The 22,221-nt window shown below is 60.2% G+C and carries 22 protein-coding genes and 4 pseudogenes; 12 read left to right on the top strand and 14 right to left on the bottom strand.

Annotated features, from left to right (window positions below; genetic code table 11):
• Window positions 1-26: 26 nt before the first annotated feature.
• The gene (locus N8H71_RS17390) at window positions 27-464 is read left to right on the top strand and encodes a multidrug/biocide efflux PACE transporter (protein WP_262158627.1); all 438 of its coding nucleotides are present in this window, start codon (window positions 27-29) and stop codon (window positions 462-464) included.
• A gap of 57 nt (window positions 465-521) precedes the next feature.
• Here N8H71_RS17390 and N8H71_RS17385 read toward each other — a convergent pair whose 3' ends face one another.
• A complete protein-coding gene (locus N8H71_RS17385) occupies window positions 522-1,277 on the bottom strand; it encodes an SDR family NAD(P)-dependent oxidoreductase (protein WP_262194939.1) in 756 nt (251 codons plus the stop codon).
• 120 nt (window positions 1,278-1,397) lie between these two features.
• Here N8H71_RS17385 and N8H71_RS17380 point away from each other — a divergent pair, with 120 nt between their 5' ends.
• Entirely contained in the window at window positions 1,398-2,294 is an 897-nt protein-coding gene (locus N8H71_RS17380) for a LysR family transcriptional regulator (RefSeq protein ID WP_262194938.1), read from the top strand.
• Window positions 2,295-2,413: 119 nt separating this feature from the next.
• On the opposite strand, the gene N8H71_RS17375 is transcribed toward N8H71_RS17380, so the two are convergent.
• The gene (locus tag N8H71_RS17375; RefSeq protein ID WP_262194936.1) at window positions 2,414-4,027 is read right to left on the bottom strand and encodes an inorganic phosphate transporter; all 1,614 of its coding nucleotides are present in this window, start codon (window positions 4,025-4,027) and stop codon (window positions 2,414-2,416) included.
• Between the two features lie 228 nt (window positions 4,028-4,255).
• Window positions 4,256-5,278, bottom strand: a complete 1,023-nt coding sequence (locus tag N8H71_RS17370) for a transporter (protein ID WP_262194935.1) — start codon at window positions 5,276-5,278, stop codon at window positions 4,256-4,258.
• Window positions 5,279-5,553: 275 nt separating this feature from the next.
• Between N8H71_RS17370 and N8H71_RS28890 the strand changes: the two are divergent.
• The 3 genes and pseudogenes from N8H71_RS28890 to N8H71_RS17360 all read left to right on the top strand — a co-directional run.
• Window positions 5,554-6,243, top strand: a pseudogene (locus N8H71_RS28890) (methyl-accepting chemotaxis protein); the annotation flags it as partial.
• A gap of 165 nt (window positions 6,244-6,408) precedes the next feature.
• On the top strand, window positions 6,409-7,176 hold the full coding sequence (locus N8H71_RS28885; RefSeq protein ID WP_371924007.1) for a methyl-accepting chemotaxis protein: 768 nt from the start codon (window positions 6,409-6,411) through the stop codon (window positions 7,174-7,176).
• Window positions 7,177-7,288: 112 nt separating this feature from the next.
• Window positions 7,289-7,732 (top strand): hypothetical protein, encoded by a 444-nt coding sequence (locus N8H71_RS17360; RefSeq protein ID WP_262194933.1) that lies wholly within the window; start codon window positions 7,289-7,291, stop codon window positions 7,730-7,732.
• 122 nt (window positions 7,733-7,854) lie between these two features.
• On the opposite strand, the gene N8H71_RS17355 is transcribed toward N8H71_RS17360, so the two are convergent.
• Window positions 7,855-8,160 (bottom strand): PepSY domain-containing protein, encoded by a 306-nt coding sequence (locus N8H71_RS17355; RefSeq protein ID WP_236177857.1) that lies wholly within the window; start codon window positions 8,158-8,160, stop codon window positions 7,855-7,857.
• A 152-nt stretch (window positions 8,161-8,312) separates the two neighbouring features.
• On the opposite strand from N8H71_RS17355, the gene N8H71_RS17350 reads away from it, so the two are divergent.
• Window positions 8,313-9,191 (top strand): sterol desaturase family protein, encoded by an 879-nt coding sequence (locus N8H71_RS17350; protein ID WP_262194932.1) that lies wholly within the window; start codon window positions 8,313-8,315, stop codon window positions 9,189-9,191.
• A gap of 1 nt (window position 9,192) precedes the next feature.
• Here N8H71_RS17350 and N8H71_RS17345 read toward each other — a convergent pair whose 3' ends face one another.
• Together N8H71_RS17345 and N8H71_RS17340 are read right to left on the bottom strand one after the other, a co-directional pair.
• A complete protein-coding gene (locus N8H71_RS17345) occupies window positions 9,193-9,876 on the bottom strand; it encodes a helix-turn-helix transcriptional regulator (RefSeq protein ID WP_262194931.1) in 684 nt (227 codons plus the stop codon).
• A complete protein-coding gene (locus N8H71_RS17340; RefSeq protein ID WP_262194930.1) occupies window positions 9,876-11,003 on the bottom strand; it encodes a glycerophosphodiester phosphodiesterase in 1,128 nt (375 codons plus the stop codon). The genes N8H71_RS17345 and N8H71_RS17340 overlap by 1 nt, the downstream gene beginning before the upstream one ends.
• 216 nt (window positions 11,004-11,219) lie before the next feature.
• Here N8H71_RS17340 and N8H71_RS17335 point away from each other — a divergent pair, with 216 nt between their 5' ends.
• Complete coding sequence (locus N8H71_RS17335; protein WP_007951085.1) at window positions 11,220-11,546, top strand: DUF2025 family protein; 327 nt, start codon at window positions 11,220-11,222, stop codon at window positions 11,544-11,546.
• 132 nt (window positions 11,547-11,678) lie between these two features.
• On the opposite strand, the gene N8H71_RS17330 is transcribed toward N8H71_RS17335, so the two are convergent.
• Together N8H71_RS17330 and N8H71_RS17325 are read right to left on the bottom strand one after the other, a co-directional pair.
• Window positions 11,679-11,993, bottom strand: a complete 315-nt coding sequence (locus N8H71_RS17330; protein ID WP_262194929.1) for an antibiotic biosynthesis monooxygenase family protein — start codon at window positions 11,991-11,993, stop codon at window positions 11,679-11,681.
• Window positions 11,990-12,697 (bottom strand): CTP synthase C-terminal region-related (seleno)protein, encoded by a 708-nt coding sequence (locus N8H71_RS17325; RefSeq protein ID WP_262194928.1) that lies wholly within the window; start codon window positions 12,695-12,697, stop codon window positions 11,990-11,992. The genes N8H71_RS17330 and N8H71_RS17325 overlap by 4 nt, the downstream gene beginning before the upstream one ends.
• 15 nt (window positions 12,698-12,712) lie before the next feature.
• Here N8H71_RS17325 and N8H71_RS17320 point away from each other — a divergent pair.
• Window positions 12,713-13,501: pseudogene (locus tag N8H71_RS17320) on the top strand (LysR family transcriptional regulator); the annotation flags it as partial.
• A gap of 9 nt (window positions 13,502-13,510) precedes the next feature.
• Here the strand turns inward: N8H71_RS17320 and N8H71_RS28880 are convergent.
• From N8H71_RS28880 to N8H71_RS17305, 4 genes and pseudogenes are all read right to left on the bottom strand, one after another.
• Window positions 13,511-13,948: pseudogene (locus N8H71_RS28880) on the bottom strand (methyl-accepting chemotaxis protein); the annotation flags it as partial.
• Window positions 13,949-14,056: 108 nt separating this feature from the next.
• A pseudogene (locus N8H71_RS28875) lies at window positions 14,057-14,740 on the bottom strand (PAS domain-containing protein); the annotation flags it as partial.
• A gap of 263 nt (window positions 14,741-15,003) precedes the next feature.
• Window positions 15,004-16,056 (bottom strand): diguanylate cyclase, encoded by a 1,053-nt coding sequence (locus tag N8H71_RS17310; RefSeq protein ID WP_262195025.1) that lies wholly within the window; start codon window positions 16,054-16,056, stop codon window positions 15,004-15,006.
• A gap of 146 nt (window positions 16,057-16,202) precedes the next feature.
• On the bottom strand, window positions 16,203-16,811 hold the full coding sequence (locus N8H71_RS17305) for a TetR/AcrR family transcriptional regulator (RefSeq protein ID WP_262194925.1): 609 nt from the start codon (window positions 16,809-16,811) through the stop codon (window positions 16,203-16,205).
• A 214-nt stretch (window positions 16,812-17,025) separates the two neighbouring features.
• Between N8H71_RS17305 and N8H71_RS17300 the strand changes: the two genes are divergently transcribed.
• Window positions 17,026-18,099 (top strand): MBL fold metallo-hydrolase, encoded by a 1,074-nt coding sequence (locus N8H71_RS17300; RefSeq protein WP_262194924.1) that lies wholly within the window; start codon window positions 17,026-17,028, stop codon window positions 18,097-18,099.
• Window positions 18,100-18,211: 112 nt separating this feature from the next.
• On the top strand, window positions 18,212-19,729 hold the full coding sequence (locus N8H71_RS17295; RefSeq protein WP_262194923.1) for an amidase family protein: 1,518 nt from the start codon (window positions 18,212-18,214) through the stop codon (window positions 19,727-19,729).
• Between the two features lie 91 nt (window positions 19,730-19,820).
• Here the strand turns inward: N8H71_RS17295 and N8H71_RS17290 are convergent, their stop codons facing one another.
• Both N8H71_RS17290 and N8H71_RS17285 read right to left on the bottom strand, forming a co-directional pair.
• Window positions 19,821-20,135, bottom strand: coding sequence for an XRE family transcriptional regulator (locus N8H71_RS17290; protein ID WP_262194922.1), 315 nt, complete (start codon window positions 20,133-20,135; stop codon window positions 19,821-19,823).
• Window positions 20,136-20,228: 93 nt separating this feature from the next.
• Window positions 20,229-20,996, bottom strand: coding sequence for an AraC family transcriptional regulator (locus tag N8H71_RS17285; RefSeq protein WP_262194921.1), 768 nt, complete (start codon window positions 20,994-20,996; stop codon window positions 20,229-20,231).
• A 112-nt stretch (window positions 20,997-21,108) separates the two neighbouring features.
• Between N8H71_RS17285 and N8H71_RS17280 the strand changes: the two genes are divergently transcribed.
• Entirely contained in the window at window positions 21,109-21,924 is an 816-nt protein-coding gene (locus N8H71_RS17280) for a sulfite exporter TauE/SafE family protein (protein WP_262194920.1), read from the top strand.
• A gap of 42 nt (window positions 21,925-21,966) precedes the next feature.
• The coding region (locus N8H71_RS17275) for a hypothetical protein (protein ID WP_262194919.1) at window positions 21,967-22,221 on the top strand (255 nt) is incomplete at its 3' end.

Below are 22,221 nucleotides of genomic sequence, written 5' to 3'. Positions count from 1 at the left end.
AACCATCTTCACAGAGGAGTTCGGCCATGACTGCCAACAAATCCATCACTGAACGTATCTTCCAGGCCATCGGTTTCGAATTGCTGGCGATCCTGATCTGTACCCCGTTGCTGGCGTGGATCATGGGCAAACCGCTGGTTGAAATGGGCGCCGTCACGATCGCCATCGCGATGCTGGCCCTGGGCTGGAACGTGGTGTTCAACGGCTTCTTCGACCGTATGCTCAAACGCTGGAACATCGCTCACAACGCCTGGGTGCGGGTTCTGCACGCGCTGCTGTTCGAGGGCGGGTTGATCGTGATGGGCGTGCCGCTGATTGCCTGGTGGTTGTCGGTCAGCCTGTGGCAGGCGTTCCTGCTCGACATCGGCGTGCTGCTGTTCTTCCTGCCGTACACCTACGTCTACCACTGGGGGTATGACGTGGTGCGCGAGCGGCTGGTGATGCGCAGCGTCTGCCAGAGCTGAAACAAAAAATCGCAGCCTGTAAGGGCTGCGATTTTTTTGTCCGGGATTTTGCAGGGTTTAGAGAAACATCCCGCCCGACGCTTCAATCCGCTGACCATTGATCCACTGCGCGCCCGGCGACAGCAACAATGCCAGCGCACCGCCAATGTCATCCGGCTGCCCGGCACGGCCCAGCGCGGTGTTGCTGGCGACCATCGCGTTCAGCGCCGAATTGTCGCGCACCGCGCCGCCGCCGAAGTCGGTTTCGATGGCGCCCGGTGCCAGGATATTCACGGCGATCTGCCGTGCACCCAGCTCCTTGGCCTGATAACGGGTCAGCACTTCCATCGCGCCTTTCATCGCCGCGTAGGCCGCATAACCCGGCAGGGTGAAACGGGCCAGACCGCTGGAAATGTTGATGATCCGCCCGCCATCGTTGATCAGCGGCAACAGTCGTTGAGTCAGGAAGAACGGCCCTTTCAACTGTATGTTCATCAGCAGGTCGAACTGCTCCGGCGTGGTTTCAGCGAAGGAGGCATGCACACCAATCCCGGCGTTGTTGATCAGGAAATCGAAGCGCGGACGATCAAGCTGTTGCAGCGCCTGCTCGACCCGCACGGCGAACTCGGCAAAACCTTCGCTGCGCCCGACATCCAGTTGCAGCATCACGGCTTTGGCGCCGAGCGTTTCCAGTTCCTGCACCAGCGCCTGGGCTTCATCGGCGCGGCTGTTGTAGGTGCCGATGATGTCCACGCCTTGCGCGGCGAGGTGCAGGGCGGCGTTCTTGCCGAGGCCACGGCTGGCACCGGTGATCAATGCGATTTTGCGGTTCATGGGTCTTCCTCGATGGCGGTGACGGTTGATGGGGCAAAGTTTATTTATCCGCCATGAGGTGATAAACAGACTGAAACCGGAATCACTGGTCGGATTGTCCGAACAATTAACGGGTGGCCCATGAACAAACTGGAACTGCTGCGCACCTTCGTCCGGGTCAGTGAATTGTCGAGTTTCACGATGGCGGGAGAGAGTCTGGGGCTGCCGCGCTCGACGGTGTCCGAGCAGGTGCAGGCGCTGGAAAGCCTGCTCGGCACGCGCCTGCTGCAACGCACCACGCGCAAGGTCCAGGCGACTCAGGACGGCCTCGCGCTGTATGAGCGGAGCAAGGATCTGCTGTCGCACATGGACGAAATCGAGAACCTGTTTCGCCAGGACGAAACGTCGCTGACCGGGCGGATTCGGGTCGATATGCCGAACATTCTGTCGCGGCGGCTGATCATGCCGAAGCTGCCGGAATTCATGGCTCGCCATCCGAACCTGGAACTGGAAATCAGCAGCACCGATCGCCGGGTCGACCTGCTCGCCGAAGGTTTCGATTGCGTGGTGCGCATCGGCGCGCAGCCCGATCAGTCGGTGGTGGCGCGGCATCTGGGGGACTTCAGCATGATCAACTGCGCCAGCCCTGCTTATCTGGAGCGCTATGGCGTGCCGCAGACTCTGGAGGATCTGGCGCAGCATCGGCTGGTGCATTACGTCGGTGTGCTGGGTTCGCGTTCGGAGGGGTTTGTCTACGAGCAGGACGGGCAGGTTCACCGCGTGCCGATGGCCGGCGGTGTGACGGTCAACAGCACCGATGCCTACGAATCGGCGTGCCTGGGAGGATTCGGTCTGATCCAGGTGCCGCGCACCGGCATGAACACCTATCTGGACAGCGGCGAGATCGTCACTGTGCTGCCGCAATACACCGCGCCGGCGATGGGCATTTCACTGCTGTACGCGAGGCAGCGGCATCTGCCGTTGCGGGTGCGGGTGTTCATGGACTGGCTGGGGGATTTGATTCGCTCCACCCTTTAAAGGTCTTGAGCGAATCAATGTGGGAGCGAGCTTGCTCGCGATAGCATCGGGACAGTCATCCCAGAGGTGGCTGATACGCTGCCATCGCGAGCAAGCTCGCTCCCACAGGATTGATGGGGTCAGAAGATCTGGGTAAACAGCCAATACAGACTGCCCGACAGCAGAATCGCCGCCGGCAACGTCAGCACCCACGCCATCAGCAGATTGCGGATGGTCTTCATCTGCAAGCCGCCGCCGTTGGCAACCATGGTCCCGGCCACGCCCGAGGACAGCACATGAGTGGTCGACACCGGCAGGCCGAACATGTCGGCGGCGCCGATGGTCAGCATCGCCACGGTTTCAGCCGAAGCGCCTTGGGCGTAGGTCAGGTGGGTTTTGCCGATCTTCTCGCCGACCGTGACCACGATCCGCTTCCAGCCGACCATGGTGCCCAGCCCCAACGCAATCGCCACCGCGATCTTCACCCACAACGGAATGAACCGGGTGGCGTTGTCGATCTGTTGTTTGAACAGTTGCAGCTTGCCGGTGGTGTCGGCGTCGAAGGTGCCGACCTTGTTCTTGTCCATCAGGCGAATGGTTTCGCTGGCCAGGTACATGTCGTTGCGCACGTTGCCCATGGCCTCGGCCGGGACTTTCGCCAGCGAGCCGTAGCCCTTCACTTCTTCACCGATGTGTCCGGTCAGTGAGGCGAGGGCCGGGATCAGTTGCGGCGTGGCTTCCTTGCTGCGCACGTAGTCGGAGAGCACTGCGCGTGGATCGGTCGGTGCCGGCAGTGGCGCACTTTTCACCAGCGCTTGCTGGGTCACCTGGGCGACAGCGGCGAATTGCAGCGACTGTTCTTCCGGCATGGTGCGGTTCAGCGCATAAGCCATCGGTAGGGTGCCGACCAGAATCAGCATGATCAGGCCCATGCCTTTCTGGCCGTCGTTGGAGCCGTGAGCGAACGACACGCCGGTGCAGGTCAGGATCAGCAGACCACGAATCCACCACGGCGGCGGGGTGTTGCCTTCCGGCGCCTTGTACAGCGAACGGTTCTTCACGAACGCGCGCAGCGCCAGCAGCAACAGCGCCGCGCAACCGAAGCCCACCAGCGGCGACAGCAACAGCGCGTAACCGATCTTGGTCGCCTGCGCCCAGTCCACACCGCTGGTGCCGTCGCGGCCGTGCATCAGGGCATTCGCTACGCCGACGCCGATGATCGATCCGATCAGCGTGTGTGATGACGAGGCGGGCAGGCCCAGCCACCAGGTGCCGAGGTTCCACAGGATCGCCGCGATCAGCAGGGCGAAGATCATCGCGAAACCGGCGGACGAGCCGACTTGCAGAATCAGCTCCACCGGCAGCAACGCGATGATGCCGAACGCCACCGCGCCACTCGACAGCAGCACCCCGAGGAAGTTGAAGAAGCCCGACCAGACCACTGCGAAATGCGGCGGCAGCGAATGGGTGTAAATCACCGTCGCCACCGCGTTGGCGGTGTCGTGGAAACCGTTGACGAATTCGAAGCCCAGCGCAATCAACAGCGCCACGCCGAGCAGCAGAAACGGCGTCCAGGTGGTGACCACCGTGCCGAGTTCGTGCATGTCGTGCATCAGGCTGTAGGCGGTGAACAGCAGCCCCATCGCCAGCACCGCGAAAAACACTACGTAGGTGAACGGGCCGGTTTTCTTGTAGAGGGCCGGCCTGCCACTGGCAGCGGGGGCCGGGCTGGCGGTCAGGGAGGGAGTAGCCATGGGAGGACAATCCTGAGCGGGGGAAGGAGTGTCGCCCATGATCGTTGCTAAATATTACAGAGAGGCTGCGACAGATCAGTGTTTGGGGTTTTAGCCGGTCCACTGATCCGAATTCAGTCAGTAACACTGTGGGAGCGAGCTTGCTCGCGATTGCGGTGTGTCAGCAAAGCAGATGTCATCCGGGTGTCCGCATTCGCGAGCAAGCTCGCTCCCACAGGAGATCGGAGTTTAGTAATCCCGCCGCTTGCGAAACGCCCAGCGTCCGGCAATCACGGTGAACGTCGCCACCAGCGCCACCAGAATCCAGAACCCTTCCGGATCGGTAGCCAGCGGCACACCGCCAACGTTCATGCCGAAGAAACCGGCAATGATGTTGATCGGCAGCGCCAGCACCGTCACCACTGTCAGGGTGAACAGCGTGCGGTTGCTCTGTTCGTTGAGGTTGGCGGCGATCTCTTCCTGCAACAGCTTGATCCGCTCACCGAGGGCCGTGAGGTCGTTGATGATCAGCGCGAATTCCTCGGTGGACTTGCGCAACTCCTTCACGTCTTCCTTCTGCAACCACGGCGGCGGCCGGTTGAGCAGGCGCAGCAGCGAGCCCGGCTCCAATGCCAGCAGCCGTTGCAGGCGCACCAGCACTCGTCGGTTGGCACCGAGTTCGGCGCGGTTGGTCGACAGCCGCGAGGAGAGCAATTCGTCCTCGACCTGATCGACGCTCATGCTGGTCTTGCGCACGATCTGGGTCAGCACTTCGCCCTGATCGCGCAGCAGGTGCACCAGCAGTTCCAGCGGCGAACGAAAGCACTCGCCGGACTTCACCGAAGAACGCAACTTGTCCACCGAGTGCAACGGTTGCAGACGCGCACTGACGATCAGTTTGCTGCGCACGCAGACCCACAGCGTCGATACGTCCGAAGAAACCATGCTGCTGAGGTTGAACACCACGTCGTTGACCACTGCCAGCAACGCCGAATCGACATGCTCGATGCGGGTCGAACGCGAGCCTTCGTGCAGCGCTTCGAAAAACTCTTCGGGCAATTGCAGATGACTTTTCATCCAGCGCTCGCACGCGGCGTGGGCCAGGTTCAGGTGCAGCCAGAGAAATTCATCGCCCTCGCTTTCGTCTTGCAGGCAGCGCAGGGCGGTTGCCGAATCCACCTCGCGCCCGCGTTCGCCGGGGCGAAACCGAAAGCCGTAAAGCAGGCCGAACAGGTCAGGATCACGATGACTGATATCGAGGCTGTGGTTCATGAAGGCTCGCTGCGAGGAGGCGTCTGTCGCGGGATTTGCAGATTCACCTGAGCCGCATCATCGCAATGTCACATGACCGTTTTGTGACAGCAAAATGACGTCAAATCAACGCGTTACCGGCGGTCGGATTTTTCTCAAGAAGGGCTCTGGCACGCCGATCACGCATGAGTTAGGTTGCGCGCCTTCGGCCAAGAGCCGAGGTCCGCCGACACGGATGTCCGGCCAAAAAATCACGTCTTGACGGACGTGCCTCATCCCTGTCCCGAGTACCTGCGATGCTGCAAAAATCCCTGAGAGCGCAAATTCTCGCCCTGCTGAGCGGCAGCCTGCTGGCGATGCTGTTGATCGCGCTGGCCTGCTTCCACTTCCTGTCCAACGGCGTGCAGAGTTACAGCCAGTTGATCGCCGGCCCTTTGCACACCTCGCAACTGATCGACGAAGCCAACCTGCAATTCAAGGTGCAGGTTCAGGAGTGGAAAAACGTTCTGCTGCGCGGCAAGCAACCGGCGGATCTGGCCAAGTACTGGGGCCAGTTCGAAGACCGTCAGCGTGATGTGCAGGGCATCCTCGGTGAGCTGGCCAACCAGAAAGGCCTCGAGCCTGCGCTGAAAACCCGCATTGATCGCCTGCGCGAAGAACACCGCCTGCTGGGTGCTGCGTACCAGAAGGGGCGTGATGCCTACGTCTCCGCCGGTGCCGATCCGACTGCGGGCGATGCCGCCGTCAAAGGCGTCGACCGTGCCGCAAGCGACCAGATGAGTGAGCTGGTGGCCGAGCTGCGCAAGCAGGGCACCGAGCAATCGGCACAGATCAGCGCCAGTGCCGATCGCACCGTATGGCTGGGGCTGCTGGTGATGCTCGCGTCCGGTCTGTTGATCGGTTTGCTCAGTCTGTGGCTGGTCAACCGCAACCTGGTCGAGCCGATCCGCAAACTCATCGACTACGTCACCCAGTTGAGCAAGGGGCGGCTGGCCGAGCGCGTGGCCAGTGACCGTCAGGACGAGCTGGGTAACCTGGCGGCCGCCGCCAACACCTTGCGCGATTTCCTCGCCGAAACCTTCAATCATCTGCAACGCAGCGCCAAGGATCTGGACAGCGCCAGCGGCGAGTTGAACGCCATCGCCACGCTGATGGCCGGCGGCACCAACGAGCAGTTCAACCGCACCGATCAGGTGGCCACGGCGATGAACGAAATGTCCGCCACCGCCCAGGAAGTTGCCCGTCATGCGGCTGACGCTGCGCGTGCGGCCGACGATGCCGACCAGTCCGCGCAACAGGGCGAAAAGGTCATGCAGAGCACCATCCACAGCATCACCCAGATGCGTGGCGAAATCGCCAACACCGCCACGGTCATCCGTCGCCTGGAAGCTGACAGCGGCCGCATCGGCAAGGTGCTGGAAGTGATTCGCGGAATTGCCGAGCAGACCAACCTGCTGGCGCTCAACGCCGCCATCGAAGCGGCCCGCGCCGGTGAAGCCGGGCGTGGTTTTGCCGTGGTTGCCGACGAAGTTCGCAACCTCGCGCAGCGTACGGCGGAGTCGATCATCGAGATCAACCAGATCATCCACAGTGTGCAGACCGGTGCGGTGGACGCGGCCCAGGCCATCGACAGCGGCCAGACCCGCAGCGATGAAAGCGTCGAGCAAGTGACCCAGGCCGGCGCGATGCTTGAGCGCATCACCCATGCGGTGGAGGCAATTCGCGACATGAACCGTCAGATCGCCACGGCGGCTGAAGAGCAGACCTCGGTCGCCGAAGACATCTCGCGCAACCTGACCGAGATCACCTCGATCGCCAGCACCAACCTCGACAACGTGCAGCGCACCGAAAGTGCCAGCCAGAACCTGCACGGCCTGTCCGGCCAACTGAACGACGTCACTGCTCGCCTGAGCGTCTGACCGGCCAGTGACTGTGTACCGGTTCGGTTACCGAGTCGGTACACAGTCGATCTCAATTCGTGCAGACCGCCGCCGATGCCCGGTTATCTATAACCGGCATTGGAGATTTCCCATGGTCAGCATCACGTCTGTTTCGATCAATCAGACCGTCAGCACTCCCACCAGTAAAACCTCGATTGCCGACTCGGGCGACGACACCTCAACCACAGCAGCGGCCAGCACCGGTGTGAAGGCCGACACCAGCCAAGTCGGGGCGGGCGGTGGAGCGGCGCCAGCGGGGGACAGCAGTTCCAGCAGCGATGAATCGGATACCGTGAAAGAACTGCGCAAGCAGATTGCCGAACTGCAGAAGCAATTGCAGGAAGAGCAACAGGCGCTTCAAGCGGCTCAGGCCAAAAAGGAAAGTGATCAAGCCAAGATGACCGAAGTCGCCGCCGCGCAAGCTCAGGTCACCAGCACCTCGGCGTCGTTGCAAACGGCGTCGGCGGCGTTGTTGCAGGCGTTGCAGGATTCGGACAGCAGTACTTCCGGTTCGCTGGTCAGCACCTCAGTCTGAACTCACACATAAAAAATGTGGGAGCGAGCTTGCTCGCGATGGCGGTGGTTCAGTCAACCTCTTGGTTGGCCGACCGGACGCCTTCGCGAGCAAGCTCGCTCCCACAGGGAGAGTTGGGTCAATCAAGTGTCTTGCTTGTTGCTCAGCACTTTGCCGGTAGTGGCGTCGAAGTCCACATCGAACTCTTTGCCATCAGCAGTTTTCAGTTCAACTTCGTACTCATAACCGTTGAAGTGGTTATCCAGATCGGTGTCGGTGATGGTCGCGCCCGGGTGCAGTTTCAGCGCTTGTTCGTTCATCGACTCCAACGACTTGATCTTTCCTTCCTTGACCAGTTGCGGGATCTGGTCAACGCGAACGTCAGCCTGGGCCAGGCCAGCGGTGAGGGTCAGGGCGGCAGCGGTAAACAGGGCAGTCAGGGTTTTCATCGGTTATTCCTTTGGGTGATTCGTTTAAGTGAGTTCAGGTTAATCACCGCAACTTAATTCACCCTTAAAACGCCAGACGCGGTTTGCGTCGTTTGTTCAATTGCGGTTTTGCGCCAACTTTCATGCTCAGCCTTCGATTAATGGAGGTGGACATGAAACGCATCTTTTCGGGGCTGTATGCGCCGTTGTTCTGGGTTGGATTTATTGGCAGCGCAATAGGGTTGGCGGGGTATTCGTTGCTGTGGTTGTTGCCGCTTTTCGTTTTAGCGCTGGCGGTCTCGTTCGCCGCCGAATGGCTGCTGCCTTATGAGGTGAACTGGAACCGCCCCGCCGGTGACCGTCGTCGCGACATCCTGCACGCGCTGATCAACGAAGCGCTGAATGCCGTCGGCCTGCTGGCATTGCCGGGGCTGGTGGCGCTGCTGGCGATTGACGGGGCGTGGCCGTCGAACTGGCCGTTGTGGCTGCAAGTGCTGCTGGCGATTTTCATCGCCGATGCGGGCGTGAGCCTGATGCATTACGCCAGCCATCGCGTGCCGTGGATGTGGCGGTTGCACGCGATTCATCACAGTGTCGAGCGGCTGTACGGGTTCAACGGTTTAATGAAGCATCCGCTGCATCAACTGCTGGAGGCGACGGCGGGGCTGTTGCCGTTGCTGGTGTTGGGCATTCCGTCCGAAGTGGCGGTGTTGCTGGCATTCGCCATTGCGATCCAGCTGTTGCTGCAGCATTCGAACGTCGACATGTGTATTGGCCCGTTGCGCTGGATCTTCGCCTGGGCACCGCTGCACCGGTTCCATCACATGAAGTACGGGCGCGCTGGTGACGTCAATTTCGGGCTGTTCTTCACGTTGTGGGACTGGCTGTTGGGCACTGGGTTTTACACCGAGGATTACCGGATCGGCGAGGGCGATCTGGGCATCGGCAGTCGTCCGGATTTTCCTCGTGATTACGTGGCGCAGTTGCTCGATCCGTTCGAACCGGCAGCGCTGGGCAAGGAACCGAAAGCGCCGGAGGGCTTGCGGCGTTGAGTCAGTCCAGCAGGCGCAATTCGATGCGCTGCAATGCCTGACGCGCCGTCACGCCGAAGAGTTTTTTCAGGCTGCGGGAGAAGTGCGCCGAGTCGGCAAAGCCGGCGGCGTGTGCGGCATCGGTCACCGGGCTGCCCGCCAGAATCGCAGCCATCGCCAGTCGTAACCGGCGCCACAGCACTAGCCGCCGAACCGGCAAACCGACCTGACTGACGAACAACCGCTGCAACTGGCTCAGCGACACATGGGCGGAATCGGCCACGGCGCTGGCGGCGACCTTGCTCGACAGTGATGCGTCGACGGTCGCGAGGGCCCGTTCGATTCTCGGGTCATTCAGAGGACGACGCGGGCATTGGCCTATGGCGAGATCCAGCGCCGGCAGCGACCACTCGATGTCTAACAGCGCATCGCGCAATGTCTCGGCATCAAACCGCAAGGGTTCGGCATAAATGGTGAACACAGGATCCTGCGCCTCGACAATCGCATGCCTGGTCTGCGAGGCAATCAGCAGGCGGGAAGTGGTGACGGGTTTGTCCTCGACCAGCACAGTCACCGGGCGGTCAGGGGCAAGAATCAGTTGGTGCGCATAGTGGGAGTGGGGCGCAGTGCGCCCCGACATCCCGTGGATCAGGCCATGGTCGTGCCCCAGCCAGAGGCGGCCTGTCCACGGGGTGTCCGGTTGCATCAGAAGCCGTTGTTCTTCAACACCTGATCCACACTGGCGGCGGCCGGGCGTTTGTAGAATTTCAGCAGTTCGCTGGCGCGGTTGGTGAAGATGCCGTCGACACCAGCGGCCATGACTTTCTCGAAGTCCACCGGCTCATCCACGGTGTAGACGTGCACCAGCAGACCCTTGTCGTGGGTGTACTTGTTCATCCAAGGCTGCACCAGATCCGAATAGCTCTGATCGCCGCCGTGGGTCAGCTTCGCCGAAGGGCCGGTGCCGATCGCACCCTGTGCCTTGGCGTAGTCGATCCACTGCTTGAACTCGGCTTCGGATTTCGGCTCCTGCTTGCCGTAGAACGCGTTCTTGTCCTTCTCGCCGGATTCGGCAAAGGTCACTTTGGATTTCGGCTCGATGCCGCCTTCGCCCACCCACAGCAACAGAATTTTCGGTACCTGCGGCATTTCCTTTTGCAGCATTTCCAGGCTGCTCTTCTCGAAGGTCTGCAGGATCACCTTGCCGTTGCTCTCGCCGACGCTGGCGACGTTTTTAGCCGGTTTGGCGCCAGCCGGGATCAGCCAGCCGCGGGCCTGGAGTTTTTCCTTCAGGTCATGCTCGATCCCCGGGAACAGCTTCGGCTCCTTGGTTTCGATGTACAGGCCCGGCTTGTGCTGCGGGCTGGCCTGGGCGATGTCGATGATTTCGTCGAGGGTCAGAATCTTCAGACCGACGTAGGACGGACGCGCGCGATCCGGGTACTTGGCGTTGTACCAGCTGCCGGCGTCGAGGGTTTTCAGTTCGGCCATGGTGAAGGCATTGGCCGGGCTGTCCTTGCGCTCCGGGAACTTGGTGGCGACGTCGGTGGTGCGCTGCAGGTTGTCGTCGTGCAGGGCGAACAGCACGCCGTCCTTGCTGCGCTGCAAGTCCATTTCCAGGTAATCGGCGCCCAGGTCACGCGCCAGTTTGTAGGAGGCGGCGGTGGATTCCGGGGCATCGAAGGACGCGCCACGGTGGGCGATCACCGCCGGGTGCGGAATGCCCTCGGAGGCAGCGAGCGCAACAGGGGTTGGCTGGCTGGCAGCGTGAGCCTGACCGAGGCCGAGCATCAGGCTCAGCAGCAGTGCGCTTTTGGTAAACGTGGCGGGCATGTCGAGGTCCTTTCGCAGGTATTTTCGAAGATGTACCTTTTAGCAACTCAAACGAAAACGTGCTATCGCGAGACCGACATAAACGTACTGAAAGCGAAAATTTCCGCACTTTTGTGCGTTTGTTTGCAGTACGCTTGGCCACGGCAACCGCCCCGGCAGAGGGCGTGCCACTCATTGCCCTGCGTGTAGACCATCGATCCTTTCGTGAGGTTTACCATGCGCATCACATCGCAACTCATCTGCCAGGCCGCCGACGACCTCAAAGGCTTCGTCGGCCTCAACCGCAAGACCGGCCAGTACATCGTGCGCTTCAGTGAGGATTCGTTCGGCATGGACGTGGCCGATGACGGCATCATTCCGTGCAGCGAATTCGTCTGGGCACCGACCACCGAACAGACCATGACCCTCAAGCGCGAACTGATCCAGTTGCTGCTGGACCAGAACATCGATGACCGGATCAACATTACCGAGCCGTTGCGCGTTTATATGAATAAACGGGAAGTGCCGGAGATTGAGGCGGTGCGTAGTCTGGTGAAGGGCTGAGGTTCTGCTGTGACTGTTCCGGCCTCTTCGCGGGCAAGCCCGCTCCCACAGGTACCGCGTGATCTTGAGAACAACGCACTACCTGTGGGAGCGAGCTTGCTCGCGATGAGGCCAGTGAGCACACCTCAATACTCACTGACCGAACCGATACTCCCGCTCAACCCGACACACCCGCGTCTGAAACGCCGAATACCACTCGGCCCGCCCACGCGCCTGGATCACCCGGTGCTCCGGATGCTCACGCCAGGCGAGAATCGCCGCCTCACTCTCCCAGTACGAAACCGTAATCCCCACCCCGTCCGCCCCCCGGATCGAATCGATGCCCAGAAAACCCGGTTGCTTGGTCACCAATTGCATCATGCGCTCGGAGGCCTCGGCATAGCCGTTGTCGCCCTCGGTGCGGGTCGACGTGAAGATCACGGCGAAACACTCAGTGTTCGGTTTCATCGAGATTGCTCCGAGCAGGCTTCAACAAATGCCCGCACCAGCGGCGGCAATTGCCCCTTGAGCGCCGCGCGTTCCGGCTGGAACAGCGTGGCGACAAAGAACACATGGTTTTTCAGCTCGATGGCGCGCAGATCGCCTGCCGAATCGTGACCCACGGCGTGTAGTTCATGGGTCAGCAACTCCCGTTCGAATTGCGGATTCACACCGTAGCGGCAGCGGTAGCCTTCGTGAGTCTCCGACGTTTCGTACGCCTTGGCGATCAACGAACCGGGCACCAGATGAATGCTGTCCACCGCTTCCACCAATGAACACGTCAGTGGCGAGAGCACCGCGCGACTGGAGTCGGGCGAAGTTTCGCCATGTTCGGCGTCGGCCCAACCCAGCACGTTGCGGGAGAACTCCAGCACCGCATGCTGAAAACCGCCGCAGGTGCCGAGGAAAGGGCGCTGCTGCTCGCGGGCAAAGCGGATGGCCCGCAGGGCACCGTCTTCGCTTTTATAGGGGCTGGCCGGCACACACCAGAAACCGTCGAATGTTTGCAGCGGCGTCTCGGGCAGGATTCGGTCGGTGGCCAACCATTCGAATTCGACCGGACGGCGAAGGTGTTCCGCCGCCAGTCCGAGGGCAACCGGGATGGCCTGGTGGGCGGTGACTTGCGGATCGAAATCACCGATCAGGGCGATGCGCAGGGCTCTGGATTCCATGAGTACTCGCTGTGCTTGTTGAGGGATGACGCTCACTATAGATTGGCGTTCACGCACTCTAAATTGGCGTTTGCCCAAGTGATCAATGCAGCCATGCAATATCGACTCGACTTTCCGGATCTGGCCCTGATCCTCGCTTTGGTGCGCGGCGGCTCTCTGGCCCGGGCGGCGCAGCTGTTGAAGGTCGATGTGTCGACGGTGTTTCGCGCCGTACGCCGACTGGAAGCGTCACTCGGTCAGCAACTGTTCGAAAAAAGCCGCGCCGGTTATTTGCCCACCAGCCTTGCACAGACCCTTGCTGAGCAGGCAGAACGTGCCGAGCAGGCACTGGAAGCGGCGCGAGTCGGAGTGGAGCAGGGCGGGGAAGTGGTCAGCGGCACGGTGCGTCTGACTTGTACCGACTCGGTGCTGCAAGGTCTGCTGCTGCCGGCGCTGGCGCAGTTCATGCCGAACTATCCGGCGCTGACCATCGAGCTGAGCACCTCCAACGACTTCGCCAACCTCAGCCGCCGCGATGCCGACATCGCCCTGCGCCTGACACGTACACCGCCGGAGCATTTGGTCGGACGGGAGCTGGCGAAGATTTCCTACCGGGTTTGCGCCAGTGCGGGTTATCTGAAAAAGGTCGACGCTTCAGATTTGTCCTCGCTGACCTGGATAGCCCCGGACGACTTTCTGCCCGATCACCCGACCGTCGCCTGGCGCCGCCAGCAGTTGCCGGGTGTGACGCCGAGTTATCGCTGCAACAGCATGCTGTCCGTGACGGAGCTGGTGCGTGCGGGGCTGGGCGTGGCGGCGTTGCCGTGATCGCGTTTAACCCGGTGCCCGGTCATTGGCGAACATGCTCACGGCATCTACCGCTTCGCTGGCGCCGTCGCGGATCTGCAAAATCACCGTGCCGGCCTGATCCGCCAGTTCGACGCCCTGCGCCGCGCGTCCACGGGTGCCTTCCATGCTCTTGATCGCCTGACGGGTTTCACTCTGGATCAGGCCGATCATGTTGGAAATCTCTGCCGTCGAACCGCTGGTGCGCGCCGCCAGCTGTCGCACTTCATCGGCTACCACGGCAAAGCCACGACCCTGCTCGCCGGCACGGGCGGCTTCGATGGCAGCGTTAAGGGCCAGCAGATTGGTCTGATCGGCAATCGAGCGGATGGTGTTGACGATGGCGGTGATCTGTTCGGAGCGTTCGCCCAGTTGCGCGATCAAGGTCGAGGATTCGGCAATGTCGTCGGCGATGTCGCGCATTTCACTGGCCGCTTGTTGAATCACTTGCGTGCCTTGCTCGGCGACTTTTCGGGTGGACACCGAGATGTGATAAGCGGCGCTCGCGCTGCGTGCATCCTGCTCGTGTTGCTCGACGCGGGCGGTGACGTCCGAGGCGAACTTCACCACTTTGCACAAGCGGTCGGCGGCATCGTAGACCGGGTTGTAGTTGGCTTCGAGCCAAACCGTTTGGCCGCGTTTATCAACGCGCTCGAACTGACCCTGGAACAACTCACCCTGATTCAACCGCCGCCAGAAGTCCTGGTAAGCACTGCTGTTGACCAGTTCCGCCGTGCAGAACAGTCGGTGATGTTTGCCCTTGAGTTCAGCAAGGGTGTAACCCATGCGCGTCAGAAAGTTCTGATTGGCGGTGAGAATGCTGCCGTCCAGGTCGAATTCGATTACTGCCATGGCCCGGTCGATGGCCTGCAACTTGGCGTTGGCTTCGCTTTCCTGTTGCACCTTGGCAGTGACGTCCATGGCGTACTTGACCACTTTCACCACGCGGCCCGAGGCGTCCTTGATCGGGTTGTAACTGGCTTCAAGCCATATAGGCCGGCCCTGGGCGTCGATGCGTTCAAAGGTGCCGGACTGGAACTGACCGCTTTTGAGTCTCGACCACAGCTCGGTGTACTGGCTGCTACGGGCAATCTCGGGCGGGCAGAAACGGCGATGGGGCTGCCCAATCACCTGTTCGGCGGTGTAACCCATGGTCTTCAGGAAATTGTCGTTGGCGCGCAGCACCACGGCGTCGAGATCGAATTCGATCACCGCCATCGAGCGGTCGATGGCTTCGAGCAAGCCGGCTTGTTGGGTGAGGGTCTGCTGTAGATTGTCGAGGGCGGGTTTATTGCGATTGAAGAACATGTTGGCTGCACTCTGGAATAGGGCTGGAAGCTTGAAGGTGTCCCTGTTCCCGCACTGGCAGGCCGATATCGCTGACAGCAGTGTGCCAGCATCCAGCTGACGGAGTCGTTTATACAAAACTTCATAAACTTGTACAAGGAGGCGATTGTTTCGCCATTTTGTACAAGTTTTTGTCAGGCGCTGGAGCGGTTCAACGCTACGCTGATTGTGTTACGTCCTGTGTGTTTGGCGGTGTACAACGCCTTGTCGGAGTCGTCGAACCAGGCGAGGGCATCTGGGTAGGACGCTTGATAGCGCGCCAGTCCGATACTCAGGCTGACCCGCAATTCGGGAACGTCGGAATGACGGTACTGATCCAGCGCCTGGCGCAGTTGCTCCATCAATGCTTCGGCCTTGTTCAACGGCAGGTTGAGCAGGATTGCGCAGAATTCATCGCCGCCGTATCGCCCGGCCAACTCGCTGTCATCCAGCACCTTTTTCAGTTCGCGGCTCAGACACTGCAACACGGCGTCGCCGACAATATGTCCGTAACTGTCGTTGATCGACTTGAAGTGATCGATGTCGATCAGCGCGAGAATGGCGTATGAATTGTGCTGGCGGCACTGCTGGAACTTGAGGTGCAGCAGGTCTTTCCAGGCACCGTGGTTGAGCAGGCCAGTCAGGCTGTCGGTGCGACTCAGTGCACTCAAGGTGCGTTTGTGTTCGGCGAGTTTGATCGCCAGCCGGTAACAGACCATGCCCAGCGCCAGCGGGTAAAGGGTCAGCATCGGCAGGCAGGCCCAGACCTGAGTCTGCGTGGCCGTCAGGGTGAAATGGACCCCGAACACCGACCAGCCCAGCAACACGCCGATCACCTGGGCGAGGGCGCCGAGGAGGAACAGACGCTGACCGCCGGCGGCCACGTTGTTCATGGTCATCATCGACAGGATGGTCACGGTGGTCAGTGGATTGAACTGGAAACACGCCGTCCAGAATCCGCCGCACATCGAGTCATACAACAGGTTGCGGCGTTCGGCGTGATAGGGGAAGGCTGATCGGGTCGACCATTGATAGGCCACGTGCGGCCAGAAAAAACCGTTGAACAGCAACAGCGCCCAGAGCCAGCCCGGCATGTTCAACGGATACAGCGCGGCACCGACACTGAAGAAACCGACGCCCAATCCGATGGCCCGTGGCAAGTAAATGCGCCTGGCGAATGACAAGCCTTTGCCGCGTTGGTTTTCCATGATGTTCTGCGCCAGATTCATTCTGAAACACTTTGCAGTGTAATTCTTCAGAGCGACCGTTCATCGGTCAATGACAGACATTGTCATTTATTCCAGCGGGAAAATTCAGTGTCCTTGTGAGCCATTTACCGTGGCGCAGGCCTTGTCTAGAGCTGATAGCAGGCCAGGAACATGTCGAGCGCAGAATCGACCACGGCATTTTGCGTAGTGCTGTCGAGGGAGGGTTGGCCCATGGAAATCTGTGGCCAGAAGGCAAACGTCTTCAACAGCCCCTGCACCTGATGCGCGGCGAACTCAGGATCGACCGGTTTCAACCGACCGTCCGCCTGAGCCGCGCGAATCCACATGGTCACGCTTTCCTCACGTTCGCCCATGCGCGCCACCATGTTCTGCGCGCGCTCCGGCGAGTGGATCGCGGCCGCAATGGCGACGCGGGCCAGATTCATGAAATTGTCGTCCGCCATCATCTGCAGTTTGGCCAGCAGCATTGCTCGCAATTGATCGCGCAAGGGCTGGTCTGGCTGATACGACACGGCTTGCTCGGTGCTGATCCGTGCCCACAACTGGTTGAGAATTTCGGCGAACAGCTCTTCCTTGCTCGGAAAATGGTTGTACACCGTGCGCTTCGATACCCCGGCGGTGGCCGCGATCTTGTCCATGCTGGTGACCTCGAAACCGTTGGCACGGAATTCGGAAATGGCCGCCAGGATGATGGCTTCGCGTTTGCGGTCGGTGAGGCGCGTTGGAGCTGTCATAAATTCGATTCGGCAGAAAAAGGATGAAATTACACTCGGCAGTTTACTTGCCATCCGGATTGATGCAACCTAGAAACTACACCGATGAGTGTAATGTTGCCTTAATCGGTGAATCCTAAAACCAGATGTCCGGCTGATGCGTGCGTGCTTTGGCCCTTTATCGTCCCACCGTGGAAAACCGTGAATTTCGCGGTTTTTCTGGAGTCATTCAGTCATGGCCAAATCGATTTCCTCTGCGGTTATTCAATCCCCCGAAGCCTCGCGACAGTCAGAAGGGACGTTTCGCAACCACGCGCCAGTGCAGCGCGAAGGTCTGCGCAAGATGCTGCGGATCATGTGGAACATGATTTTCCACAAGCCGCGCAACACCCGGCCGGCGGCGGCCATTCCGGTGCAGCCGTTGACCCGCGCGGACCTGATCGCGGCGCCCAACCATAGCGTCTATCGCCTCGGTCACTCAACCTTGCTGCTCAAACTGCAAGACAAGTTCTGGATCACCGACCCGGTGTTCGCCGAGCGAGCCTCGCCGGTGCAATGGGCCGGTCCGAAACGCTTTCACCAGCCACCGATCAGCATCGATGAATTGCCGCCGATCGAAGCGGTGATCCTGTCGCACAACCACTACGACCACCTCGACTACGAAGCAGTGTTGAAACTGGCGGACAAGGTCAACGTATTCCTTACCCCGCTGGGCGTCGGCGATACCTTGGTCAAATGGGGTATCGATGCCGCCAAGATTCGCCAGTTCGACTGGTGGCAGGGCACCGAAGTCGCCGGCATCCGCTTCATCGCCACCCCGTCGCAGCACTTCTCCGGGCGGGGCCTGTTCGATGGAAACCAGACCCTGTGGGCTTCGTGGGTGATCATCGATGGCGACACGCGGATTTTCTTCAGCGGTGACAGCGGCTATTTCGACGGTTTTAAACGTATCGGCGAACAATACGGCCCGTTCGATCTGACGCTGATGGAAACCGGTGCCTACAACGTCGAATGGCCCCACGTGCACATGCAACCGGAAGAAACCCTGCAAGCCCACATCGACCTCAAGGGGCGCTGGCTGTTCCCGATCCACAACGGCACGTTCGACCTGGCGATGCATGCCTGGCATGAGCCGTTCGACCGCATTCTTGCGCTGGCCTGGGAGCGCAGTGTTTCCATTACCACGCCGCAAATGGGCGAGGCGTTCAACCTGATGCAACCGCAACGTGGGGACGCGTGGTGGTTGGAAATGGAACAAGAGATGTCAGAAAAAGGGCGCGTTGTTTGTAGCGGCTACAAGGCTGGGTGAGTTTTCCTACCAGAACAGGTTCTTGTTGCTGACAGCCGTTTCCTGCGGCTTCGGTAGGCTTGGTCGCGAGTGAAATGACTCACTCGTGATTGGCTTAAACAAGGACTAGAAAATGAAAATCCGCTTTAAACGCAGCGCGAACACGCTGGCGCAGGCCATCCTGCTTTCGCTGACCAGCAGCGCCTCTTTCGCGGCGCCCTCCAGTGCAACACTTGAATACGCCAGCGCCAGCGAGCTGAGTGCAATGATGGTCAGCAACGAACTGACCTCGGTCGCACTGGTTCAACACCTCATCACACGCATTGCCGATCTGGACAAGCAAGGCCCGACGCTTAACGCGATCCTCGAAATGAACCCCCAGGCTCTCGACATCGCGACCGCGATGGATGAAGAGCGTGCGCAAGGCAAACTCCGTGGTCCGCTGCATGGCATTCCTGTTCTGTTGAAGGACAACTTCGATACTGCCGACAGCATGCAAACCAGTGCCGGCTCGCTGGCCATGGTCGGGGAGCCGGCGGCTCACGATGCATTTTTGGTTAAACAACTGCGCGATTCCGGTGCCATCCTGCTGGGCAAGGCCAACATGAGTGAGTGGGCGGGTGTCCGGGACATGAGCCTGCCACTCGGCTGGAGCGGACGAGGCGGCCAAGGGAAAAATCCTCATGTCCTGAGCGAAACGGTCTGCGGTTCCAGTTCCGGCCCCGCAGCGGCAGTTGCCGTAGGGTTTGCACCGCTGGCCATGGGTACTGAAACCAATGGATCTATTACTTGCCCGGCTTCGGCCAATGGCGTGGTTGGCGTCAAACCGTCACTGGGGCTGTTCAGCCGTTCCGGGATCGTGCCCATCACCCGCCTGCAAGATACTCCGGGCACCCTGACCCGAACCGTTCGGGACGCGGCTCTGCTGTTCAACATCCTGCAAGGAATCGATGCTTCGGACAGTGCGACCGCCGATGCCCCCACGGGAATCGATTACACGGCACTGCTCACCAATGAAGCCCTGCTGGGCAAACGGATTGGTTATCCGACGGCGTACGTAGGCCCCAACGGTAGAGTGTTGACCCCGAGTCTGGAGATGCTCACCGCCATGGCTACTTTGGAGGAGCAAGGCGCTACGCTCGTCCCCCTGACCGTTCGTTTTCCCGACATCGGTGGCTACTTCGATGGTCTGATGGGCGGGATGAAGCATGAACTCCCCGAATATCTGGCCGGCCGCCAGGGCTTGCCAATCGATTCATTGCAGGCGCTGATCGACTTTAACCAAGCCAATCCCGGGGAGGAGCAGTATGGTCAGCAGATGCTTGAGGCCATCAACGCGTCTGCGCTTTCCCATCAGGAGGCAAGCGCGCTGATTACAACCATCAGCCAGAACTTCAAGGAAGCCATTGATGAGCAGGTGCGTGAGCACAATCTGGATGCCCTGTTCGCCGAGTCGGATGGCTTTTCCCAGTTCTCCGCTGCCACCGCAGGCTACCCGGCAATCACCTTGCCCTCGGGCATGAACGATGACGACACGCCGACCTCCGTGTTCTTTTACGGCCAGCAGCGGAGCGAACCACAGTTGTTTGCCATGGCATACAGCTACGAACAGGCTTCGATGGAATTGCGTCATCCAGGGTTCAAGGAGTAATCAGGTCACGAAGGCTCCCTTGCAAAGAGCAGTGGAGCCTTCGAACTCAATCCACAGCAGCAACCACACTCCGGCAACCCTATGCGGTGAATTACTCGACCATTGCCAATTCACCGCGTATTTCTACAGAGCCCGACTCCCTCATATTCCCCCCACGCCCCGGCGCAAACCCCGGAAAGAACACCAGCCCCTGCGCCTCAAACCGATAGGTCAACGCCAGCCGCACCTCATCCGCCACGTCCTGTTGCGCTTCGAACCGCTGAATGTCGTCTACTGAAACTTTGGCCTCTCGCGACAACTGTTCAATGCTCCAGCCCAACATCCCTCGGGCCTGGGCGCAATGCGTCGGGGTGAACTGGAAGAGGGCGATACGTTCGAGGATGAGGTTCATCGCTGAAGAGGCCATTGTGTGCTCCGGGCTCGAGAGTGCTGATGGAAAATGCACTGTGTTTTTGTACAGTTGTTTTCGGCCGCGATCAAACGCATTTTTTGATTTGCCCTAGTTCGCCGCCTCCAACCAGACGGACGGTGCCTGACCGAGGATCCGACGGAACATCGTCGAGAACGCCGCCGGACTGTCATAGCCGAAATCCAGGGCAATCCGCGTCACCGCTTCACCCGCCGCCAGTCGTGCCAGCGCCAATACCACGCAGGCGCGCTGGCGCCATTGACTGAAACTCAGGCCGGTCTGCTGACGAAACAGTCTGTTGAAGGTGCGTAAGCTTACGTGTAGCTGATCGGCCCAATGCTGGGGGGATTGGTGGGCATTCGGCTGATGCAGAAAGGTCTGACACAGTTCGAGCAGTCTTCCGTCAGATGGCAGCGGGATATGCAACGGCAACGGTGCGCTGCGCACCAATTCATGCAGCAACAGATCGATCAGCACGCCGTCACGCCCGGTCAGGTCATAAGTCAGCGGCAGCTCCACGGCTTCCATCAGCAAGTGCCGCATCAACGGCGACACACTGATCACCTGACAACGCTCACCCAGATCCACCGCCCCCGGCTCGATATACAAACTGCGAGTGCTGACCCCCAGCATCAACACCTCATGCGCCACCCCCGGCGGAATCCACACTGCCCGCTGCGGCGGCACCACCCAGTTGCCATCATGCGTGCTGACCTGCATCACCCCGGTCGCGCCGTACAACAATTGCGCCCGCCGATGCGTATGACGTGGCAACAGATAGCCGTGGGAATAATCCGTACCGATCGCCACCACCGGGCGCGGCGTGTCATCCAGCAGATTGATCGAAACATTGCGCATCGAGCGGCACCCGGCAATTGGCGTAAACGCAAACATTATTGACTGACTTGCTGAAGCAGGCCAAGCGCCGCCGCTCTATCGTCGACCGCTCCCAAACAACGGACGACGCACCATGTTCTACCTCCTGCTGACACTCTTCGGCTGCCTGACCGGCGTCACCGCCGTGCTCTTCGGATTCGGCGGCGGCTTCGTCGTCGTGCCGCTGCTGTACCGCATGCTCACCGCCAGCCACGGCGCCGACGACCCGATCAGCCAATCCTCGATGCATATCGCCGTCGCCACCTCGACCTGCGTGATGATCGTCAACGCCCTGGTCGCCACCGACAAACATCGCCGCGCCGGCAACCTTATCCGTGCTTACCTGTGGCCCTTGGGCGGGTTCATCGGATTAGGCGCGGTCGTTGGCGCAATCGCAGCGGTGTGGGTCAGCGGCGAAGTCATCCGTTATGCCTTCATCGCCTACCTCGGCGTGACGATTGTCGATTGCCTGCTGCGACGCGGATTTCTTACGCAGTCCGAAGGCGTCATCCCACGTCGATTGGGAACACTGGAAACGTCTGGCGGCGGTGTAGGCATTGGCGCCATCGCAACCTTTCTCGGTGTAGGAGGAAGCGTCATGACCGTGCCGTTGTTACGGCGTTGCGGGTTGAGCATGTCCCAAGCCACATCCATGGCCAACCCGTTGAGTGTGCCGGTGGCGCTGGCGGGGACGCTGACGTACATGCTGATGGCGGGGTTCAGCGAGACTGAACTCGGGCCATGGTTTATCGGGTATGTGGATCTGCTGGCGTTTGCGGTGCTGACGCTGGGCTCGATGCTGGGGATTCGACTGGCCACGCCGTGGATCGGGCGGATACCGGATCGGGTGCATGCGTGGGTCTATATTGGATTGTTGTCGGTAGTTCTGCTGATTATCTCAATGAAGTAATCAGTTACCCGGTCTCACTTGAATATGGGAGAGGTGAGGTTCATGTCGATTTCCGAAAGTGACTGGAAAAAGTACAAAGAATTACGAAAACTTGCTTTGGACCGTTTTTGCCAAGGTGTTTTGGCTGAGACCAGAACCGTTGCTCAAAACGGTGCTCTCTCGGCTCACGCTCGTTATCTGACGCTCTATCGACTTATACGAAGTCGAGACAAGGATATGGCGATGACCTTTGATGGACTGAGCCGCAAAGATGCATGGCTGTCGTTGAGGCTGATGGTTGCGCACAACCTGCTGACC

Origin of the sequence: Pseudomonas koreensis (genome assembly GCF_025447595.1) — a bacterium.
In the GTDB taxonomy this organism is placed as follows: Bacteria; Pseudomonadota; Gammaproteobacteria; order Pseudomonadales; family Pseudomonadaceae; genus Aquipseudomonas; species Aquipseudomonas koreensis_H.
Note: the sequence above shows the minus strand (reverse complement) of the source record. Positions and strands in the feature narration are given on the sequence as shown.